General features: G+C 67.3%; 18 protein-coding genes. 7 read left to right on the top strand and 11 right to left on the bottom strand.

The genetic code is table 11. The features are described from left to right. Positions 1-32 precede the first annotated feature (32 nt). From R1H25_RS16225 to R1H25_RS16210, 4 genes are all read right to left on the bottom strand, one after another. Positions 33-1,073: an SPOR domain-containing protein gene (locus R1H25_RS16225; protein WP_049447303.1), complete on the bottom strand. Its 1,041-nt coding sequence runs from the start codon at positions 1,071-1,073 to the stop codon at positions 33-35. An 81-nt stretch (positions 1,074-1,154) separates the two neighbouring features. Further along, on the bottom strand, positions 1,155-2,426 hold the full coding sequence (gene folC, locus R1H25_RS16220) for a bifunctional tetrahydrofolate synthase/dihydrofolate synthase (protein ID WP_049447300.1): 1,272 nt from the start codon (positions 2,424-2,426) through the stop codon (positions 1,155-1,157). Between the two features lie 41 nt (positions 2,427-2,467). Beyond that, positions 2,468-3,112 carry a histidine phosphatase family protein gene (locus R1H25_RS16215; protein WP_010483945.1) on the bottom strand — a complete coding sequence of 215 codons (645 nt, stop codon included), beginning with the start codon at positions 3,110-3,112 and terminating at the stop codon, positions 2,468-2,470. A 200-nt stretch (positions 3,113-3,312) separates the two neighbouring features. Next, positions 3,313-5,475 carry a S46 family peptidase gene (locus R1H25_RS16210; RefSeq protein WP_049447298.1) on the bottom strand — a complete coding sequence of 721 codons (2,163 nt, stop codon included), beginning with the start codon at positions 5,473-5,475 and terminating at the stop codon, positions 3,313-3,315. 312 nt (positions 5,476-5,787) lie between these two features. Between R1H25_RS16210 and tdh the strand changes: the two genes are divergently transcribed. Next, complete coding sequence (gene tdh, locus R1H25_RS16205) at positions 5,788-6,810, top strand: L-threonine 3-dehydrogenase (protein ID WP_032952044.1); 1,023 nt, start codon at positions 5,788-5,790, stop codon at positions 6,808-6,810. Positions 6,811-6,940: 130 nt separating this feature from the next. Here tdh and R1H25_RS16200 read toward each other — a convergent pair whose 3' ends face one another. Further along, positions 6,941-7,636, bottom strand: a complete 696-nt coding sequence (locus R1H25_RS16200) for a TorF family putative porin (RefSeq protein ID WP_241881830.1) — start codon at positions 7,634-7,636, stop codon at positions 6,941-6,943. Positions 7,637-7,843: 207 nt separating this feature from the next. Here R1H25_RS16200 and kbl point away from each other — a divergent pair, with 207 nt between their 5' ends. After that, the gene (gene kbl, locus R1H25_RS16195; RefSeq protein WP_032129062.1) at positions 7,844-9,052 is read left to right on the top strand and encodes a glycine C-acetyltransferase; all 1,209 of its coding nucleotides are present in this window, start codon (positions 7,844-7,846) and stop codon (positions 9,050-9,052) included. A 120-nt stretch (positions 9,053-9,172) separates the two neighbouring features. Here kbl and R1H25_RS16190 read toward each other — a convergent pair whose 3' ends face one another. The 4 genes from R1H25_RS16190 to R1H25_RS16175 form a co-directional block, all read right to left on the bottom strand. After that, positions 9,173-9,508, bottom strand: coding sequence for a hypothetical protein (locus R1H25_RS16190; protein ID WP_317224103.1), 336 nt, complete (start codon positions 9,506-9,508; stop codon positions 9,173-9,175). 84 nt (positions 9,509-9,592) lie between these two features. Continuing rightward, positions 9,593-10,399, bottom strand: coding sequence for a pseudouridine synthase (locus R1H25_RS16185; RefSeq protein WP_373695571.1), 807 nt, complete (start codon positions 10,397-10,399; stop codon positions 9,593-9,595). Positions 10,400-10,419: 20 nt separating this feature from the next. Next, entirely contained in the window at positions 10,420-10,926 is a 507-nt protein-coding gene (locus R1H25_RS16180; RefSeq protein ID WP_012510168.1) for a hypothetical protein, read from the bottom strand. 218 nt (positions 10,927-11,144) lie between these two features. Next, a complete protein-coding gene (locus R1H25_RS16175) occupies positions 11,145-12,233 on the bottom strand; it encodes an OmpA family protein (RefSeq protein ID WP_049448777.1) in 1,089 nt (362 codons plus the stop codon). A 357-nt stretch (positions 12,234-12,590) separates the two neighbouring features. Between R1H25_RS16175 and R1H25_RS16170 the strand changes: the two genes are divergently transcribed. The 5 genes from R1H25_RS16170 (at position 12,591) to R1H25_RS16150 (ending at position 18,203) form a co-directional block, all read left to right on the top strand. Then, complete coding sequence (locus R1H25_RS16170; protein WP_317224101.1) at positions 12,591-13,610, top strand: zinc-binding alcohol dehydrogenase family protein; 1,020 nt, start codon at positions 12,591-12,593, stop codon at positions 13,608-13,610. A 203-nt stretch (positions 13,611-13,813) separates the two neighbouring features. Then, a complete protein-coding gene (locus R1H25_RS16165) occupies positions 13,814-14,446 on the top strand; it encodes a YitT family protein (protein ID WP_049448772.1) in 633 nt (210 codons plus the stop codon). 273 nt (positions 14,447-14,719) lie between these two features. Continuing rightward, positions 14,720-16,750 (top strand): NADPH-dependent 2,4-dienoyl-CoA reductase, encoded by a 2,031-nt coding sequence (locus R1H25_RS16160; RefSeq protein WP_317224100.1) that lies wholly within the window; start codon positions 14,720-14,722, stop codon positions 16,748-16,750. A 298-nt stretch (positions 16,751-17,048) separates the two neighbouring features. After that, on the top strand, positions 17,049-17,507 hold the full coding sequence (locus R1H25_RS16155; protein ID WP_004154513.1) for a cell wall hydrolase: 459 nt from the start codon (positions 17,049-17,051) through the stop codon (positions 17,505-17,507). Between the two features lie 84 nt (positions 17,508-17,591). Continuing rightward, entirely contained in the window at positions 17,592-18,203 is a 612-nt protein-coding gene (locus R1H25_RS16150) for a glutathione S-transferase N-terminal domain-containing protein (RefSeq protein WP_049448767.1), read from the top strand. Positions 18,204-18,270: 67 nt separating this feature from the next. Here the strand turns inward: R1H25_RS16150 and R1H25_RS16145 are convergent, their stop codons facing one another. Together R1H25_RS16145 and R1H25_RS16140 are read right to left on the bottom strand one after the other, a co-directional pair. Beyond that, a complete protein-coding gene (locus R1H25_RS16145) occupies positions 18,271-19,326 on the bottom strand; it encodes a suppressor of fused domain protein (RefSeq protein ID WP_317224099.1) in 1,056 nt (351 codons plus the stop codon). A gap of 46 nt (positions 19,327-19,372) precedes the next feature. Beyond that, the gene (locus R1H25_RS16140; RefSeq protein ID WP_107379162.1) at positions 19,373-19,876 is read right to left on the bottom strand and encodes a hypothetical protein; all 504 of its coding nucleotides are present in this window, start codon (positions 19,874-19,876) and stop codon (positions 19,373-19,375) included. Between the last annotated feature and the right edge of the window lie 214 nt (positions 19,877-20,090).

The following is a 20,090-nucleotide window of genomic DNA, read 5'->3' as shown; positions in this document are numbered from 1 at the left end:
TCGGCGGCGCTGGCAACGAGGCTGCGCGTGGGTCATGGGTGCGGTCGCACCATGCCGGCCACGCCGACCTTGGCGGCAACCTGCGCCTTCAGCTGCTCGGCATCGCCGCGGTTGGCCACCGGCCCGACGCGGACGCGATGCAGGGTGCCCTTTTCGGTGCGCACCTGTTCGACGAAAGCGCTGAAGCCGGCGGCGCGGACCTTGTCGCGCAGGGCATTGGCATCATTGGCCTGGCCGAACGCGCCCAGCTGCACAGCAAAGCCGACGCCGCTGGCAGCCGGCGCTGCCGGCGTGGCCGGGGCCGTTGCCGGCTTGCTGGCGGTGGTCTCCGGCTTCGGCTCGGGCTTCGGGGTTTCGGGCTTCGGCGCCGGCTTCGGCGGCTCGGGCTTGGCTGCCGGAGCGGTCGCGACCGGCGTACTCGGCGGCAGGCTTTCGCTGCGCACCGGGTTGCTGCTGGCCGAGGGCGCAGTCGCTGCGGACGGGGTACTGGCGCTCGGCGCAACCGGTGCCGGGGTAGCCGCGACGGGAGCACTGCTGCCAGCCGACGCATCCAGGGTGATCACTTCGGCCTTCACATCCGCACGGATCTTCACCGCCTGCAGGCGGGCCGCCTCGGCCTGGGCACGGTCGGCATACGGCCCGACCCGCACACGCCATGCCTGACGGCCGTTGATGGTGGCGGTTTCAGTGAAGCCCGGCAGCTGCGAACGCTTCAGGTAGGCGATCACGGCATCGGCATCGGCCTTGCTGCCGTAGGCACCGAAGGTGACCGCATAGTTGCCGGCAGCGACTGCCGGCGAAGTATCCACGGTCGGCGGGGTGGCCGGCGTGGCCGCGTCCTGCAGCGGCTTGGCCTGACCGGTCTGCAGGCCGGTGGCACCGCCTGCCGGGGCGACCAGCGGCAATTCGCGGGTTTCGAACTGGCCATCGGCGGGCGCATCCGGCGCGGCGATCGGCACATTGGCCACACCGCTGTCGGGTGCGGGTCCCTTGACCAGCATCGGCAGGAAAATCACGGCCAGCGCCACCAGCACGATGGCACCAATCAGACGCTGTTTCAGAGGCGTATCCACGTGAGGCAGGCAACTGTCCGGAGGTTGCCGTCGATTATACGGGTGCCGGACCGGACGGCGTCGGCGTTGGCTGAACGCGGATCAGGCGTCGCCCTGCAGCCATTGCAGGGCTGCAGCGGCGGTATGGAACGAGCCGAATACCAGCACGCGGTCGCCGCGCTCGGCCTGGGCCAGCACCTGCGCCAGTGCCTGTTCGACGGTGTCGGCCAGCGGCGCCTTGGCCGCCGCCGTGCCGGTCAGGCGCGCCTGCAGCTGGGCGGCGCTCTGCCCACGCGCGCCATCCAGCCCGGCCAGGGTCCACTCGCCCACCACATCCTGCAGCGCCTGCACCACGCCCACCGCGTCCTTGTCCTGCAGCGCGGCGTACACCGCCAGGGTGCGGCCGGCTGACACTTCGGCCTTCAGCGCACGCGCCAGCTGGCCCGCCGCCTGCGGGTTGTGGCCCACGTCCACACGGATCTGCACGCCATCCCGTTCGAATGCCTGCATGCGGCCGGAAATGCGCGCTGCCGCGATCCCGGCGGCCCACGCCGCACGCGGCACCGGCTTGTCCAGCGCGCGCAGAGCGGCGATGGCGGCGCCCGCATTGGCCAGCTGGATCGGGCCGGCCAGCGCCGGGGTCGGCAGCTCCATGCGCAGGCCGACATCCCGCCAGCGCCAGCGCTGGGCATCGATCGGTTCGTAGAAATAGTCGCTGCCGCCGCGGATCGCGTTGGCACCCACCAGATAGGCACGCGCCAGCACGCTGGACGGCGGATCGGTCTCGCCCAGGATCACCGGCTTCCAGCCACGGATGATGCCGGCCTTCTCGGCGCCGATCGCTTCGCGGTCCTCGCCCAGCCACTCGGCATGGTCGATGTCGACGGTGGTGATCACCGCCACGTCGGCATCGACGATGTTGACTGCATCGAGACGCCCGCCCAGGCCCACTTCCAGCACCGCCAGGTCCAGCCCGGCGTCGGCGAACAGCTGCAGCGCAGCCAGCGTGCCGTACTCGAAATAGGTCAGCGTGATCTCACCACGCGCGGCCTCGATGGCGTTGAACGCGGCGACCAGCGCCGCATCGTCCACGTCCTGCCCGTCGATGCGCACGCGCTCGTTGTAGCGCAGCAGGTGCGGCGACGTGTACGCGCCGACCTTCCAACCGGCAGCACGGCCGATGGCCTCGATGAAGGCGACAGTGGAGCCCTTGCCGTTGGTGCCACCGACCACGATGGTGCGCCCGGCCGGCGCGCCAAGACCCATCGCCGTGGCCACGGCGCGCACGCGCTCCAGGCCCATGTCGATGGTCGCCGGGTGCTGGCGTTCAATGTAATCCAGCCAATCGGCCAGGGTGGTCGGGGTGTTCGTCACGGCAGTGCTTCCAACAGGTACAGGTGGTTCGGTGTGGCGGGTCAGAGTGCGCGGTGCTTGGCTTCGCCGAAGAACGGCGTGTGGTGGGCGCAGTCGTTCAGGCGCACCACTTCCAGGCTGTCCAGATCGGCGCCTTCGAGCAGGTTGAGCGTGGTCGGTGCCTGACGGAAGGTCCACAGGCGGGAAATCGGCAGGCCCAGCACCTTGCACAGGATCACGCGGTTGACCGCATCGTGCGCAACCACCAGCAGAGTGTCGTGCTCGCCGAGGCCTTCGGTGGCGCGGGCCAGGCCGCGCCAGCTGCGCTCCAGCACCAGGCGCAGCGATTCGCCGCCGGGCATCAGCACCGTATCCGGCTCCTCGCGCCAGGCCTGCAGCCGCGAAGGATCCTTCTCGTTGATTTCGCTGGCCAGCAGCCCTTCCCATTCGCCGTGGGCGATTTCCTGCAGCTCCGGCTCGGTCAGCAGCATGTCGGCGCGGGCGGCGCCGAGCGCCAGCTGCGCGGTGCGCTGCGCGCGCGACAGCGGCGAGGCGACGGCACGGGTGATGTCCACCGAGGCCAGGCGGGCACCCAGTGCCTGGGCCTGGGCTTCACCGATCGGCGAAAGCGGAATATCGATCTGGCCCTGGTAGCGGCCTTCGGCGTTCCACGGCGTTTCGCCGTGGCGGGCAAGCAGGATGCGCATGCGTGCAAGGGGTCCTGGGGGGAGGAAGTTTCCGCGTTTCGTTCACATCCTGTGAAGTCCGCGGAACAGGGATGATACCTGTTCGGCGCACCCGGCCGGGCCGGGCATGAAAAAACCCCGCGACGTGCGTCGCGGGGTTTTGGAAACTCCGGCTGTCTGGTCGAGGTTGCCGGCCAGCGGCCGGCACTACCGCAACCGGTTTATTTGGCCAGGTTCAGTTCCTTCAGCAGCTGCGGCGCCGGCGCCACTTCCTGCATGATCCACTGCATGTAGCGGCTGTCGACGGCGATCATGCGGGTCATCACCGGGTCGAACACCCAGTTGGAGCTGACCGATTCCCAGTTGCCATCGAAGGCCAGGCCAACCAGCTTGCCGTTGGCGTCCAGCACCGGCGAGCCGGAGTTGCCGCCGGTGATGTCCAGGTTGGACAGGAAGTTCACCGGCACCGAACCAATGCGCTTGTCTTCCAGGCCACCGTAACGCTTGGCCTTGACCGCATCGAGCAGCGCCTTCGGCGAATCGAACGGGTCTTCGCCGGTTTCCTTCGCCGCCACGCCTTCCAGGGTGGTGAACGGGGTGTACGTCACGCCGTCCTTGCCATAGCCCATGACGTTGCCGAAGGTGATGCGCAGCGACAGGTTGGCGTCCGGGTAGACGAACTCACCCTGGCTCTTCTTGTAGTCGGCCACGGCCTGCAGGTACAGCGGACGTGCGGTCAGCGATTCGCCTTCGCGGATCTTCTTCTGCTCTTCCTGCTTCAGCAGTGCCGGCATGACGGCCACGGCATACTGGATGGCCGGATCGCTGCTGGCTTCAAACGCGGCACGGTCGGCCTTGAACCACTTCAGCCGGTTGTCCAGGCTGCCCAGCTCGGTGCCCGACAGCTTGCTCACCAGCGACTTCACCGCAGCGGCGTCGCTGCCGGCCAGCCACTTGTTCAGCACTTCGTTGTCGCGCTGTGCGGCCGGCAGAGCCACGTACTGGTCCAGCCAGTAGGTCTGCAGCTGCTGGTCCATCTTCGCCACGTAGCGACGGTCCATCTGCTTCAGGCCACCTTCGATGGTGGTCAGGTCGCGTTCCTGGTAACCGGCTTCGCGTTCGGCATCCGGCTTGCTGCGCTCGATCGACAGGCGGTACAGGCTGATCGCGGCGCCAACGGCCGAGGTGTTGTTGAACTGACCGACGAACAGGTCGCGCTCGCGGGTCGACTTGCTGCTATCCAGATGCTTGAGCAGCTGCGCGTGTGCGGCCAGGGCCGGCTTGCCGGCAACGCCCTGCTTCTTCAGCCACGCCAGCACGGCGGCTTCCTCGGCCTGCTTCTGGCCAGCGGCGTCGATGCGCTTGAAGCCTTCCAGCTGGCCCAGGTAGTTCTTGGCCACGTTGTTCATGCTGGCGGCGGTGGCGGCGTACTTCACCTTGACGTCGGCGTCGGCCTTGCCGGCGTCGGCGATCATCTTCAGCACCGCGTTGTAGTGCTTGGCGATGGTCGGGTAGGTGAAGCTGGCGGTTTCGTTGAACTCACCAGCCAGGGCATAACGGTTGGTACGGCCCGGGTAGCCGGCCACCATCACGAAGTCGTCGGCGCCCAGCGGCTGGTCGGCGAACTTCAGGAAGTGCTTGGGCTGGTACGGCACATTGTCGGCGGCGAAGGCGGCCGGCTTGCCGTCCTTGCCCACGTAGGCGCGGTAGAACGAGAAATCGCCGGTGTGGCGCGGCCACATCCAGTTGTCGACGTCGCCGCCGAACTTGCCGACGCTGCCCGGGGGCGCGTAGACCAGGCGCACGTCCTTGATTTCCATGTTGCGGAACAGGCGGTAGGTGTTGCCGCCGGAGAAGCTGTACAGGCGGCAGCGGAAGCCGGCATCGGCTTCACAGGCGGCGACCTGGGCCTTGTCGAAGGCGTCCAGCGCGCGGCTGCGGGCCAGCGGGTCGTTGCCGGCGCCGGCAATGGCGGCCTTGGCCTGGGCGGTGACGTCGGTGATCTGGTCGAGCACGAACACGCGGGCGTTCGGGCCGGCGCTCAGTTCGTCCTTCAGGGTCGGCGCGTTGAAGCCGTCCTTGATCAGGTTCTTCTGCGCGGTCGAATTCAGCTGGATGGCGCCATAAGCGCAGTGGTGGTTGGTGACCACCAGGCCCTGCGGCGAGACGAAGCTGGCGGTGCAGCCGCCAAGGGCGACGACCGCGCCCATCGGGTCGCCGGTCAGGTTGGACAGCTGTTCCGGAGACAGCTTCAGGCCGGCCTTCTGCAGCGGGCCGGCGATTTCCGGCAGCTGCTGCGGCACCCACATGCCTTCAGCGGCATGGGCGACCTGGGCCAGCCCGAGGCTGGCGACGATGGAAAATGCAAGCAGGTTCGAGCGCATGGAGCGGCCCCTGGTAGTGGAACCCTCGATTGTAGCCCGCGGCCCTGCCCCGGCCCGAACCCCGGAAGTCATGCAATCGGATGCTTCCACCGTTCAGCGTCTCCACTGCAATCGGACCGAGGCGGGAGGCCTGGCCTCGGACGGTAGCGCCGGGCCATGCCCGGCGAGCGCGGCGACGCCGTTCGAAACGCCCGCCGGCGCACGCCTTTCGTTCCGCCAATGCACCCGCAGCGCAACATGGGAAATCCGCGCGGCACCCTATAATCCGCGCTTTCCCCCCTGATGAGTTCCACCCCGATGGCGCAGCAAACGATGAAGGCCCTGGTCAAGCGCGAAGCGGCCAAGGGCATCTGGATGGAAGAGGTTCCGGTACCGACCCCGGGCCCGAACCAGGTGTTGATCAAGCTGGAGAAGACCGCGATCTGCGGCACCGACCTGCACATCTACCTGTGGGACGAGTGGAGCCAGCGCACCATCAAGCCGGGCCTGACCATCGGCCACGAATTCGTCGGCCGCATCGCCGAAATCGGGCCGGGCGTGACCGGCTATGAGATCGGCCAGCGCGTCTCGGCCGAAGGCCACATCGTCTGCGGCCACTGCCGCAACTGCCGTGGCGGCCGCCCGCACCTGTGCCCCAACACCGTCGGCATCGGCGTCAACGTCAACGGCGCCTTCGCCGAATACATGGTGATGCCGGCCAGCAACCTGTGGCCGATCCCGGACCAGATCCCGTCGGAGCTGGCTGCGTTCTTCGACCCGTACGGCAACGCCGCGCACTGTGCGCTGGAGTTCAACGTGATCGGCGAGGACGTGCTGATCACCGGTGCCGGCCCGATCGGCATCATCGCCGCCGGCATCTGCAAGCACATCGGTGCGCGCAACGTGGTGGTCACCGACGTCAACGATTTCCGCCTGAAGCTGGCCGCCGACATGGGCGCCACCCGCGTGGTCAACGTCGCCAACACCTCGTTGAAGGACGTGATGAAGGAACTGCACATGGAGGGCTTCGACGTGGGCCTGGAAATGAGCGGCAACCCGCGTGCGTTCAACGACATGCTCGACTGCATGTACCACGGCGGCAAGATCGCCATGCTCGGCATCATGCCCAAGGGCGCCGGCTGCGACTGGGACAAGATCATCTTCAAGGGCCTGACCGTGCAGGGCATCTACGGCCGCAAGATGTACGAGACCTGGTACAAGATGACCCAGCTGGTGCTGTCCGGTTTCCCGCTGGGCAAGGTGATGACCCACCAGCTGCCGATCGACGACTTCCAGAAGGGCTTCGACCTGATGGAAGAAGGCAAGGCCGGCAAGGTCGTGTTGAGCTGGAACTGATCCGGCCCACGGTAGCGCCGGGCCGTGCCCGGCGTCGCCGCACGACTTGGAATTGAAAAAGGCGCCCGATGGGCGCCTTTTTCGTAAAGCGTGCCAGGCAAGCCTGGCACCTGCCTTAACGCCTGCGGCGTTACTTGCCTACGGCGACGCTCAGCATCACCCGGCTGTGGGCCAGCTTGCCGGAGTTGTCGCGGCCGTTGCCGTCGGTGCCGTAGTAGCCCAGGCCGACGTTGAACAGGCCGAACTGGCGCGCGACGCCGACGTTCCAGTCGGTGTAGTCCTTGGCGATGCCGTCCTCGAAGGTGCTGCGACCGACGTTGGCATTCAGGGTGAAGTCCTTCGGCAGGCCCCAGCTGCCGCCCAGGCCGAAGTACCAGCCATCGGTGCTGCTGTTCCAGACATCGTTGGTGTAGGCCACCGTCAGCTTGTAGGTGTCATCCAGCGTAGTGGTGGTGATCAGCTCGTTGTAGTTCTGGTGGCTGGACTTGAGGTAGGTGTAACGGTTCAACAGCACGTCGAAGTTGACGCGCTCGGTCACGTCCACGCCGTAGCCGATCAGGTAGTCGATCTCGGTGTTCGGGTCGCCCGGGCCGAAGTCCACGCCCGAACCCCAGACACCGGCGTAAAGGCCGACCGGCGAGGTGTAGGTGAAGCCGGCCTGCAGGGTCGGATCCTCATCGGTCTGCGACACACCACGGAACAGGTAATCGGAAACGGCGGTGACATTCCAGCTGTACGGCGATTCGTTTTCCTGGGCGCTGGCGGCGAACGGGGCGGCCAGGGTCAGGGCAGCGGCAATGGCGAGGCAGGCACGGGCGTGCTTCATGAGCGTCTCCGGTGGGGGCGGTGGCGTGGAAGGCGGGGAGCGGGCGTAGCGGCCGGAGCGGGACAGCTCCGGTTCACGAATTCTTAACCAGTTTGCTATTGCGATGCAACATGTGCCGGCCGTGGCGATGCCCCGATCAGGGCCGGTCGGCAAGCGGTGATGCCCGGTAGAATCAGCGGTTTCCCCGTTCAGAGCCGTGCCCACGCCATGACCGACGCCTCCTCCGCCCTGACCCGCCACTACGCCGAGGAACTGGACGCCATCCGCGCCCAGGGCCTGTTCAAGTCCGAGCGGATCATCACCAGCCCGCAGTCGGCCGAGATCACCCTCGAGGACGGCCGCACGGTGCTGAATTTCTGTGCCAACAACTACCTGGGCCTGGCCGACCATCCGGACCTGATCCAGGCCGCCAAGGATGCGCTGGATACCCACGGCTTCGGCATGGCCTCGGTGCGCTTCATCTGCGGCACCCAGGACCTGCACAAGCAGCTGGAGAAGCAGATCGCCGACTTCTTCGGCAAGCAGGACACCATCCTGTACGCCGCCTGCTTCGACGCCAACGGCGGCCTGTTCGAACCGCTGCTCGGCGAGAACGACGCGATCATTTCCGATGCACTGAACCATGCTTCGATCATCGACGGTGTGCGCCTGTGCAAGGCCAAGCGTTTCCGCTACGCCAACTGCGACATGGCCGACCTGGAAGCCCAGCTGCAGGCCGCCGATGCCGCCGGCTGCAAGACCAAGCTGATCACCACCGACGGCGTGTTCTCGATGGACGGCTTCATCGCCCCGCTGGACGAAATCACCGCACTGGCGAAGAAGTACAACGCGCTGGTGCACATCGACGAATGCCACGCGACCGGCTTCCTGGGTGCCACCGGTCGTGGTTCGGCCGAAGTGAAGGGTGTGCTGGAGAAGATCGACATCATCACCGGCACCCTGGGCAAAGCCATGGGCGGTGCACTGGGCGGCTTCACCTGCGCCAGCGCCGAGGTGATCGAGCTGCTGCGCCAGCGTTCGCGGCCGTACCTGTTCTCCAACTCGCTGCCGCCGCATGTGGTGGCCGCCGGCATCAAAGCGTTCGAGATGCTGGCCGCCGCTGACGACCTGCGCGACACCCTGGTGGAAAACACCCGCTACTTCCGCGAAAAGATGGTCGCAGCCGGTTTCGACGTGAAGCCGGGTGTGCACCCGATCAGCCCGGTGATGCTGTACGACGCACCGCTGGCGCAGAAGTTCGCCGAGCGCCTGCTCGAAGAAGGCATCTACGCGATCGGCTTCTTCTTCCCGGTGGTGCCCAAGGGCCAGGCCCGCATCCGCACCCAGATCAGCGCTGCGCACAGCCGCGAGCATCTGGACCGCGCGATCGATGCGTTCACCCGCATCGGTGTCGAGCTGGGCGTGATCAAGGGCTGATCCCAACGGACAAAGCGTGCCGACCAAGGTCGGCACCTACCGGAGCTTGAAGGCGTGCCGACCAAGGTCGGCACCTACCGGGCCTGATGGCGTGCCGACCGAGGTCGGCACCTGCCGGCATCACTTCTTTTTCTTCTTGTCCTTCGGCTCGTCCTTGCTGGCCACCACCACCGGCTTGGCGGCAGCGTCCTGGCCGTTGCCCTTGGCAACGCGGATGCCATTGGCCTTCATCCAGGCATCGAACTCGTCGGCGGTCATCTTCTTGTCGCCGTTGCTCATCAGGAAGCGGTAGCTGCCGCGGCCATCCAGCTCCGGGGTCTTCACTTCCACCACCGGAGTCTCGGCCGGCGTTTCCGCCTTGGCCACCTTCTTGTGGCCACCACAGGCGGTCAGCAGCACCATCGGCAGCAGCAGGCCTGCGCAGCGCAGGGTTTGGTTGAGGGTCGGGTGGTACATGGCAGGCTCCGTTCGGGAAATTCAGCAACCAGGCGCCCCCTACGCCTGGAACGGTGGCCGGCAACCGCCGGCCGCGGGCGATGATCAGCCCGGTGCAGCGGCCCCCAGCCGCTGCTGGTCACTGACCTCCAGCATCCGCCACTGGCCCTTGCCGAGATCGCCGAGCGCCAGCCCACCGATCGCGACCCGGACCAGGCGCAGCACCTGCAGGTCGAAGGCCGCCAACAGGCGGCGGATATGGCGGTTGCGGCCCTCGTCGAGGACCACCTCCAGCCATGCGGTCTTGTCGCCACTGCGCAGCACGCGCACGGCCTGGGCAACGAGGAACTCGCCCTCGTCCTCCACGCCGGCCTGCAGTGCCGCCAGAGTGGCGTCATCGGGCAGGCCATCCACCTGCACGTGGTAGGTCTTGTCCGGGCCGGTCTGCGGGTCGGTCAGGCGCGCAGCCCACTGCGGATCGTTGCTGAACAGCAACAGCCCTTCGCTGGCCTTGTCAAGGCGCCCGACCGGCGCGATCCATGGCAGACCGGCACCATCAAAGCAGCGGTAGACGGTGTCGCGGCCACGCTCGTCCTGCGCCGTGGTCACCACGCCGCGCGGCTTGTTGAGCATCAGGTACAGGCGCTGCGGCGCGCCCATAGGCCGGCCATCGACCTCGATCGGCGGCGCCGGCTGGCCAATCGGGAACTCGGGATCACGCACGATGCGGCCGGAGACACGCACGCGCCCTTCGGCGATCCAGCGCGCGGCCTCGCTGCGCGAGCACACGCCGGCCTTGGACAGCACGCGCGCCAGGCCATGGCGCACGCCACTAGAGACATTCGGAGTCGCACGCCCACGCGATGCGTGGGAGCGGGCGGCGGGGGCGGCAGGTGGGCGGCGCGTGCGCAAGCCTCTGCTCCCCGCGGCGCTTACTTCTTGTCGACCGGCTTGGTCTCAGCCGGTGCTTCGGCCGGGGCCGGAGTGGCGGCCGGAGCCGGACGCGCCTTGACCACACGCACGCCACGCGCCTTCATCCAGGCGTCGAACTCTTCGGCGGTCATGCGCTTGCCGTTCTGGCTCATGTCGAAGCGCCAGGGCGTGTTGTCGAATTCGGTCTGCGGCTTGTAGGCCGCCGGGTCGTTCGGCTTCACTGCCGGCGCGCTCGGGATGGCCTTGGCGATGTTCTGGCAGCCATCGATGCGCAGGCGCTGCAGCACCTGGTCCAGCGACTGCGACGGATCGTAATTGCCGCTCAGCACGCCGGCCGGCATGCCCAGCTGATTGCCACGGATGTACAGCTCGTCGGCCACCGGCGCGATGGTCGTGGCCGGCAACGGCAGCGGCGAAGCGCTGGTGTTGACCGAGCAATCGACCGCAGCGTGGGCGGCGGGAACCAGGGCCAGCGCCAGAACGGCGGCCGATGCAGAGCGCAGCATGAGGGACATCCACGGAAGGAAGTGACGCGGCGAGTTTAGCAATGCCGCGTCAGCTTTCAAGCGCCACTTTCAATGAATACGGCAACTCATTGGTTTTGCGGACAAAATCCCGACGAACGGTTGTCCTCACGCATGAAATTCGAGATTCCCGGCGGCAGAAACAACAAGACCCGGCCGAAGCCGGGTCCTGCTGTGTCTTACTGGCAGAGCGTCAGAACTTAGTTCTGGACGTTCAGCTCGGTACGACGGTTCTTGGCGCGACCTTCCGGGTTGTCCGAACCATCCGGGTTGGTGTTCGGAGCAATCGGACGGCTCTCGCCGTAGCCGATCGGGCCGACCAGGCGACCGGCGTCAACGCCGTTCTTGGTCAGGTAGTTGTACACGGCGGTAGCACGACGCTCCGACAGCTTCTGGTTGTAAGCGTCGGTACCCTTCGAGTCGGTGTGACCGGCAACTTCAACGCGCAGATCCGGGTAACGCTTCAGGATCTCGGTGGCTTCGCTCAGGATCGCCACGGCGTCCGGACGCAGGTTCGACTTGTCGAAGTCGAAGTTGACGCCCTTCAGGTCGATGGAGACCGGCACCGGGCAACCGTCCGGACCGATGGTCTGACCCGGCTGCGAGTTCGGGCACTTGTCGTCGCAGTTGTTGACGCCGTCACCGTCGTCATCCAGGTCGGCGCAGCTCGGGGCAACCGGAGCCGGAGCCGGAGCAGCCGCGACCGGAGCCGGGCCCAGCGGGATCACGACGCCGACCGAAGCCAGCACGTCGCCGAACCAGCTTTCGTCACGTGCAGCAATGCTCTGGTCGTCGAAGTCAGCGCGGTAGGCGACTTCGGCACGCACGGCAACGCGCTTCTCGAAGGTGGTCTGCAGACCGACGCCGACCTTGGCGGCAGCGTTGCCGTCCTTACGCTTGCGCGGGCCGGTGGCATCGAACGGGTAGGACTCTTCCGACTTCTGGTAGCCCAGGCCACCCAGGATGTACGGGTTCCAGCCGCGGCCTTCCTTGATGAAGTGGCGACGCAGGTCCAGCGAGACGCCGTACTGCGACCAGTTCAGGTCCTTGTTCGAATCGAAGTTCGGGTTCTGATAGTTCAGCTCACCGTCCAGCGACCAGTTCGGGCTGATGAACTTACCCAGGCCCAGGGTCACGAACGGAGCGTCATTGGTCAGACGGTCGCTGTCCTGGAAGTTGAAGCCGGCCGAACCGGTCAGGTACCAGCGGTCATCGAACTCCTGCGCGGAGGCAGCCTGGGCGAAAGCCAGACCACCCAGCAGCGCGGCAGTAAGGATCTTCTTGTTCATTGAGTACAGCTCCTATTTCGGGGGTATGAAACCGGTAGAGGCATGGGCCAGCACTACTGCGTCGATGTTCGACAGCCGATTCAGCACGCCACCGCCGCGAACATTATGCTCAGGCGGGTGAAGGTCATGTTAACAGTCCCGTAACATGTGAAGTGTTGTGCCCGACCCTCCACCGGTCCGACGTTGAAACCCTATACAGGATGATGAAAATCCGCAAGACCTTCGCGCTGCAAGGGTTTAACGGTGTTTAGGCGGGAAAAGCGACATATTCCGCAACGGCGTGCTTCAGACAGTTCAGCGCGCTTGCAGAAACGTGAGGAACCTTATGATGAGGCCACGAACCCAGCCGGAGCCGAGATGAAAGCCGTCGCCCTGAGTCGTGAATCCGCCCCCGCACTGCGCGATGTCCAGCTGCCCCCACCCCTGCCTCCACGCGGTCGTGACCTGCTGATCCGCGTCGAAGCAGTCTCGGTCAACCCCGTCGATGGCAAGCAGCGCGCGGCCACTGATCCGGCCACGCTCGAGGCGCCCCGCGTGCTTGGTTGGGACGCGTCCGGCGTGGTCGAAGCAATCGGCGAAGAGGCCAGCCTGTTCGCCTCCGGCGACGAGGTCTATTACGCCGGCGATGTCACCCGCCCGGGCTGCAATGCGCAGTACCAATGGGTGGATGAACGCCTGGTCGCACGCAAGCCGACCACGCTGGATTTCGCTGAAGCGGCCGCCCTGCCGCTGACCACGCTCACCGCCTGGGAACTGCTGTTCCAGCGCATGCCGTTGCAGTTGGATGACCGTCGTCATGCCGGCCAGCACCTGCTGGTGATCGGCGGTGCGGGCGGCGTCGGATCGATGGCGATCCAGCTGGCCCGCCATGCGGGCTTCGAGGTGATCGCCACCGCCTCCCGCGCGTCCTCGGCCGACTGGTGCCGGCAGATGGGTGCGCAGCATGTGGTCGACCACAGCCGACCGCTGCTGGCGCAGTTGCAGGCGCTGGGCATCGATGCGGTACATGTCGCGCTCAATCTGGCCGACACCGACCACTACTGGGATGAACTGGGCCAGCTGCTGGCGCCGCAGGGCCATGTCGGCCTGATCGTCGAACCGCGCGGTGCGCTGCGCATCGGAGATCCGTACAAGGCCAAGTGCATCGGTATCCACTGGGAATTCATGTTCGCGCGCGCGCGCTTCGCCACCGCCGACCGCATCGAACAGCACCGCATCCTCAGCCGCGCGGCCAGCATGATCGACGCCGGCCAGCTGCGGGGCACTCTCAGCGAGGTACTGGGCACGATCAATGCGGCCAACCTGGACATCGCGCATCAGCGCCTGGCCAGCGGGCGCACGCTTGGCAAGCTGGCACTGGCGGGCTGGGACGATTGAGCCAGGCTGGAACGCCGACGTAGAGCCGACCCCATGCCCGGCCGTGCGGTCTGATCGTAGAGTCGAGCTTGCTCGACTGCTCCCGAAGAATCAGTCGAGCAAGCTCGACGCTACTGTAGCGACGGATTGGTCGGCATCTGTATCTATGGAAGTGGCTGAATCGGGATTACGGTGGGAACAGACTCCCCTCCCCCGAGCGTGCCATGCCCACCGCCCTGCCCCTGCGCCTGCTGCAGCTGATCACCGGCCTGTTCCTCTATGGCTTCGGCGCATCGCTGATGATCCGTGCAGCCATCGGCGTGGCGCCATGGGATGTGCTGTCGCAGGGCATCGCCGCACAGACCCCGCTGTCCTTCGGCCTGGCCACCAACGTCATCGGCGCGCTGGTGCTGCTGCTGTGGTGGCCGTTGCGCCAGAGGCCGGGCGTCGGCACCGTGCTCAACGTGATGCTGATCGGCCCATCCGCGCAGTTCGGCCTGTGGCTGCTGCCGCCAGCCGTCGGCCTCGGCTGGCAGGTGGCGATGTTCTGCACCGGCATGCTGCTGGTCGCGCTGGCCACCGGCCTGTACATCGGCGCCAAGCTGGGCCCCGGCCCGCGCGATGGCCTGATGACCGGTTTGCACGCCCGCACCGGCTGGCCGATCTGGAAGGTACGCAGCTTGATCGAAGGCAGCGTGCTGCTGCTCGGCTGGTGGCTGGGTGGCAACGTCGGCCTCGGCACCCTCGCCTTCGCCCTGCTGATCGGCCCGCTGTGCGGGATCACGCTGGGCTGGTTCGGGATCGGTCGGCCCGCTCCGGTAGTGCCGGCCGCTGGCCGGCAACCGCAATCACCCTGAGCTGACCTGGATTCCGGCCAGCGGCCGGCACTACCGCCCCGGGGTTCGGGGGCAGCGCCGCAGGCGCGGGGGGTGGAGGCCGGTAAGTGGGGCCCGCGATTCGCGCAGCGAAACGCGGGAGCGACAGCACGCATGTGCCGAGCGTACCCGGCCAGCGGCCGGCACTTCCGCCCCCGGAGTTCAGGGGCAGCGCCGCAGGCGCGATCCAGCGGCCCTTGCCCCGGCCGCCGTTTCGCGGCACGCTTCGCGCTTCCGTACGCAAGCGTATCGACCATGTCGCCAGCCAACGAAACCGCCTATCCGCACCTGTTCTCCCCGCTGGACCTGGGCTTCACCCAGCTGCGCAACCGGGTGCTGATGGGCTCGATGCACACCGGCCTGGAAGATCGCGCCCGCGACTTCTCGCGCCTGGCCGCCTACTTCGCCGAGCGCGCCGAGGGCGGCGTCGGCCTGATCGTCACCGGTGGCTTCGCACCGAACGTGGTGGGCTGGTTGAAGCCGTTCGGCGGCAAGCTGTCCTGGCCCTGGGAAGTCCGCCCGCACCGCCAGCTCACCGCCGCCGCGCACCAGCACGGCGCGAAGATCTGCCTGCAGCTGCTGCATGCCGGCCGCTACGCCTACCACCCGTTGTCGGTGGCTCCGTCGAAGCTGAAGGCACCGATCAACCCGTTCACCCCGCGCGCGCTCTCGGCCGGTGGCGTCGAACGCCATATCGCCGACTACGCACGCAGCGCGAAGCTGGCCCGCGAGGCTGGCTACGACGGCGTCGAAGTGATGGGCTCGGAGGGCTACCTCATCAACGAGTTCATCGCCCCGCGCACCAACAAGCGCATCGACCGTTGGGGCGGTGATGTCAGTCAGCGCATGCGCTTCGCGGTGGAGATCGTGCGCCGCATCCGCGAGGCCTGTGGCCCGGACTTCATCATCATCTACCGGCTGTCACTGGTGGACCTGGTGGAGGACGGCAGCAACTGGGAAGAGATCGTGCAGCAGGCGAAGGCCATCGAGGCCGCCGGCGCGACGATCATCAACTCCGGTATCGGCTGGCACGAAGCGCGTATCCCGACGATTGCCACGTCGGTGCCGCGCGCCGCCTTTGCCGGTGTCACCGCCAAGCTCAAGCCGCATGTGAAGGTACCGCTGGTGGCAACCAACCGCATCAACATGCCAGAGGTCGCCGAGCGCATCCTGACCGATGGCGGCGCCGACATGGTGTCGTTGGCGCGCCCGCTGCTGGCCGACCCACAGTGGCCGAACAAGGCACGCGCCGGCCGCGCCGAGGCGATCAATACCTGCATCGCCTGCAACCAGGCCTGCCTGGACCACGTATTCGAGAACAAGCTGGCCAGCTGCCTGGTCAATCCGCGCGCCGCACACGAGACCGAGCTGGTCTATCGCCCCACCCCGGCGCCCAAGAAGGTCGCCGTGGTCGGCGCCGGCCCGGCCGGCCTGGCCTGTGCCACCGTCGCCGCCGAGCGCGGCCATCAGGTCACCCTGTTCGACGCCGGCGACGAGATCGGCGGCCAGTTCAACGTGGCCAAGCGCATCCCCGGCAAGGAAGAGTTCCACGAGACCCTGCGCTACTTCCGCCACAAGCTGGCCGAAACCGGTGTAGAGCTGCGCTTGGGCACCCGTGCCGATACCGCCACCCTGGCCGGCTTCGACGAGGTGGTGCTGGCCACCGGCATCACCCCGCGCAAGGTCGACTTCCCCGGCGCGGACCACGCCAAGGTGGTCGGCTACCTGGACGTGCTGCTGGGCCGGGTCACGGTGGGCGCCAATGCGGCGATCATCGGCGCCGGCGGCATCGGCTTCGACGTCGGCGAGTTCCTCAGCCATGCCGGCGAGTCGCCCTCGCTGGACCCGCAGCGCTGGATGGCCGAATGGGGCGTGGACAGCAGCTTCGAGGCCCGTGGTGCGTTGGCCCGGCCCGAGGTCGAGGCATCCCCGCGGCGACTGTGGCTGCTGCAGCGCAGCCCGGGCAAGCCCGGCGCACGACTGGGCAAGACCACCGGCTGGATCCACCGCGCCACGCTGAAGGCCAAGGGCGTGCGCATGCTCGGTGGCGTCGAGTACCTGGGCGTGGACGACGAAGGCCTGCGCATCCGCGTGGAAGGCAGCGAACAGCTGCTGCCGGTCGACCATGTGGTGATCTGCGCCGGGCAGGAACCGAACCGTGCATTGCAGGCCGAACTGCAGGCCGCCGGCATCAACGCGCAGCTGATCGGCGGTGCCGATGTAGCGGCCGAGCTGGACGCCAAGCGGGCCATCGACCAGGGCAGCCGGGTCGCCGCCGCGCTCTGATGAGCGCCTGAATGGGGGGCGGAATGTGATTTCCGTCACCCCTGCCGAACCTGAATGTCAAGCCGGACGGTTCACGATGCGTTCGGCTATGCCCCCCTACCTTGCGCCATCTTTCCGCTCACCAGCCAGTTTCCGGTGAGCCGGCGCAGCCCCCTCGATCGGTATTGATCGTTTCTTTTGGGGCTGCCCACGGGGCGGCCCCGATGGCCGCCTCCCCATGACGCCAAGTCGTACCCCGCCTCCTGTCGCCCCCGCGGCTGGAACTGGAGGGTGCGGCCCACACGGAGCAAGGAGTTATATGAAACTGGCCTGGATTCTCTGGCTGTCGCAGTTGTTGCCGCAGCCGGCCGCTGATTCGTTGTGTTTGAGCACCACCGTTTACCTGGAAGCCCGCGACCAGACCCTGCGCGGCCAGCAAGCTGTCGCCGAGGTCGCCCTGCGTCGCCTCGACAGTGGCCTGTGGGGCGACTCGATGTGCCAGGTGGTCACCGCACGCAAGCAGTTCGCGCCGACCATCGTCTCCCCCGGCACCCAGCTGGGCAATGATGCGGCCTGGAGCGAGGCGATGAACGTGGCCTTCGACGCCGAGCGCAACTGGGCGCTGCCGGCCGGCGAGCGCCGCGAGATCGTGCCCGGTGCCAGCCACTTCGCCGCGCTGTCCATTGCCAGCCCGAACTGGCGCAACGCCTACCAGGTGGCCACCATCGGCGATCACACCTTCTATAAGGTGCAGAACCTCAAGCCGCGCCAGTCGTAACGATCCGTGCTGGCGGCAGCGTTGCCGCCCGCCGCCAGGCTCTGGGATAGTGGGCGCTTCCCGCCCGCATCACCTGGAGTTCCCATGAAGCTGTACAGCAAGCCCGGTGCCTGTTCCACCGCCGACCACATCGCCCTGCAGTGGACCGGCCAGCCGTTCGAGGTTGAACTGCTGAACAAGGACACCCTGAAGGGCCCGGAATTCCTCAAGATCAATCCGGCCGGCGCCGTCCCCGCACTGGTCGATGGCGACTTCGTGCTGCTGCAGAACGCCGCGATCATGGGCTATATCGCCGACACCTACCCGCAGGCCGGCCTCGGCGGTGACGGCAGCCCGCGCCAGCGTGCCGAAGCCACCCGCTGGCTGGCCTTCGTCAATTCCGACGTGCACCCGGCCTTCTCGCCGCTGTTCGCGCCGGGCAAGTTCATCGCCGATGAGAGCCAATTCGACGCGATCCGCGCCGCCGCGCACAAGCGCCTGCGTGGCCTGTTCGAGACCGCCGACAGGCAGCTGGCCGACAAGCCGTGGCTGGCCGGCTTCCGCAGCTTCGCCGATCCGTACTTCTACATCACCCTGCGCTGGGCCGCCGGCACCAAGGTCGACCTGTCCGGCCTGGACAACCTGGCCGCCTACAAGGCGCGCATGGATGCCGATGCCGGCGTGCAGGCCGCGCTGAAGGCCGAAGGTCTGGCCTGATCCTGCCCTGGGGCCAGAGCCGCTCGCGTGGCGAACGGATCTGGCCCCCTCGGTTCCAACAGCGTGATCAACCGATCTGGCGGATCACTTCGCCCTTGGCATCTCGCAGGTAGGTCGGCACCACTTCGATGTGCAGCGCCACCGCCGCCGGGTAGATGCCGCGCTCGGCACGCACGCCCGCCAGGGCCTGCAGTCCCGCCTCGTCCAGTGCCCAGCGCGCGCTGTCGGCGGAGACGTCGCCCACTTCACCGCGCCCGGCCGGAACGAACTCCCACTGCCGCTCGCGGCTGACCAGTTCCAGCGATTTGCCGTGGCGCAGGCGCAATGGCAGCAGCTCGCACACGCTGGCCACCTGGCCGGCGCCGAGCACCAGGGTGGTGACGCCTGCCTCCTGCCGCCAATCCAGTGTCTCGATGAACAACATGCCGGTACTGGAGCCCTCACGCTCGCTGCCGGCCTGCACCTGTGCGGCCAGTGCCGGATCCTCCAGCAGATTGCCGCGATGCAGGTCGCTGATCCACAGCGGCATCGCCGGTTGCAGCGCCTGCAGCACGCCGCGCGTCGACCAGCGCTTGACCGCTTCCATCTCTTCATCGGTCAGCCCGACCAGCTGCAGGAACTGCAGGTGGCCATTGGTGGTGTCGCGTGCCGGCAACTGCGGGTCGGCAACGAAAGCCAGGTGGCACAGCCGCGTGTCGGTCTCCAGCGCGATCGGGCCGTTGGCATTGAGGTGGTGGCCATCCTCGAACACATTGCCACTGCTGAACACGTAGCGCGCCAGGTTCTGCAGCAGGTTCATCGGCCACACTGGCGGCGTGCTGCCGGCGTGCTCACCGGCTTCAGCAGCGAGGCGGAAGGTCAGCTCGAAACCATAGCCGCTGACATCGGCATCGCTGCTCTCCTTGGCGTACAGCTCGGAGAAGCCGTAGGTGATGTAGTGCCAATGCGGTACCGGCGCGTCTGCCCAGTACACGCTGATGCCATCGAGCGGATCCTGGCCACCGAGCGTGTACGGCAGCGCGGTGCCGAAGTGACGCGGTTCCTGCCCGGCATACAGCGGCGCCAGCGCCGCATTGATCGCGTCCCAGCCGGGGGTATCGGTGTCGTCGTGGTCGTCCTGCACGCGGGACTCCTTGTGGGAAAGTGAACCGATCACTTTACGCGGTGGCTCAGGCCTGCACGACCTCATCGCCTGCGTTCAGCACGGCCGACTGGGTTTCCTGCCACCAGCGCTGCGCCAATGCCGGGCTGCGCGCTTTGCCCACCGCCGCCAGCAGTTCCGGGCACAAGCGCTCCAGCGCCAGCGCATCGGTACAGCGTTCGATCTTCAACTGCATGAAATAGCCCTTCAGGCCCAGGTGGCGGCGCACCGCCTCGCTCATCGCGTCGTACAACTGCTGGTACAGCGCCGGATCCTGTTCGCGCCCGGTGCTGATGCCACGCAGCGGTGTCACCTCTGCGCTTCCACCGATCACTTCGATCAGGCCCTGTGCGGCCAGCTGCTCCAGTGCATCGGGTGGTGCGCGCAGCCCTTCGAACAGGCCGCGCAGTTCGGTGTCATCGCGATGGCCGTCGACCATCAGCAGGATCGAACGCAGTGCCGCCGGCAGGCGCCGGCCGCGGTCTTCGATTTCCTGACGGCCAGCAGCCGTCTTGGCGTGCAGCAATGCCATTGCCTCCCCCTCCCTCGATGCGCAATGCCGGCGCGCCCTGGCGGGCACGCTCCCCTGTGTGCCATCCCCGGACGGCACGCGCCTTCCCCGGCGCGCGCCGCGTATTGCAGGTCGATGACAGGCCGAGCTTAGCGCAAGTACTGGACGCGGAGGGTAGTGCTGGCCGCTGGCCGGCAACCTCGGGATTGATGGAAGTGGGGGGGGGGGGGGGGGG

The sequence above is a fragment of the Stenotrophomonas veracruzanensis genome (genome assembly GCF_032911525.1).
Lineage (GTDB): Bacteria > Pseudomonadota > Gammaproteobacteria > Xanthomonadales > Xanthomonadaceae > Stenotrophomonas > Stenotrophomonas africana.
The sequence above is the reverse complement of the archived record's forward strand: the minus strand, read 5'-3'. Positions and strand labels throughout refer to the sequence as shown.

Bases quoted from the DNA above. Each gene is read 5' to 3' on its own strand.
- R1H25_RS16215 (WP_010483945.1), bottom strand. From the start codon at position 3,112: ATGCGCATCCTGCTTGCCCGCCACGGCGAAACGCCGTGGAACGCCGAA.
- R1H25_RS16210 (WP_049447298.1), bottom strand. From the start codon at position 5,475: ATGCGCTCGAACCTGCTTGCATTTTCCATCGTCGCCAGCCTCGGGCTG.
- tdh (WP_032952044.1), top strand. From the start codon at position 5,788: ATGAAGGCCCTGGTCAAGCGCGAAGCGGCCAAGGGCATCTGGATGGAA.
- R1H25_RS16200 (WP_241881830.1), bottom strand. From the start codon at position 7,636: ATGAAGCACGCCCGTGCCTGCCTCGCCATTGCCGCTGCCCTGACCCTG.
- kbl (WP_032129062.1), top strand. From the start codon at position 7,844: ATGACCGACGCCTCCTCCGCCCTGACCCGCCACTACGCCGAGGAACTG.
- R1H25_RS16190 (WP_317224103.1), bottom strand. From the start codon at position 9,508: ATGTACCACCCGACCCTCAACCAAACCCTGCGCTGCGCAGGCCTGCTG.
- R1H25_RS16180 (WP_012510168.1), bottom strand. From the start codon at position 10,926: ATGCTGCGCTCTGCATCGGCCGCCGTTCTGGCGCTGGCCCTGGTTCCC.
- R1H25_RS16175 (WP_049448777.1), bottom strand. From the start codon at position 12,233: ATGAACAAGAAGATCCTTACTGCCGCGCTGCTGGGTGGTCTGGCTTTC.
- R1H25_RS16170 (WP_317224101.1), top strand. From the start codon at position 12,591: ATGAAAGCCGTCGCCCTGAGTCGTGAATCCGCCCCCGCACTGCGCGAT.
- R1H25_RS16165 (WP_049448772.1), top strand. From the start codon at position 13,814: ATGCCCACCGCCCTGCCCCTGCGCCTGCTGCAGCTGATCACCGGCCTG.
- R1H25_RS16160 (WP_317224100.1), top strand. From the start codon at position 14,720: ATGTCGCCAGCCAACGAAACCGCCTATCCGCACCTGTTCTCCCCGCTG.
- R1H25_RS16155 (WP_004154513.1), top strand. From the start codon at position 17,049: ATGAAACTGGCCTGGATTCTCTGGCTGTCGCAGTTGTTGCCGCAGCCG.
- R1H25_RS16150 (WP_049448767.1), top strand. From the start codon at position 17,592: ATGAAGCTGTACAGCAAGCCCGGTGCCTGTTCCACCGCCGACCACATC.
- R1H25_RS16140 (WP_107379162.1), bottom strand. From the start codon at position 19,876: ATGGCATTGCTGCACGCCAAGACGGCTGCTGGCCGTCAGGAAATCGAA.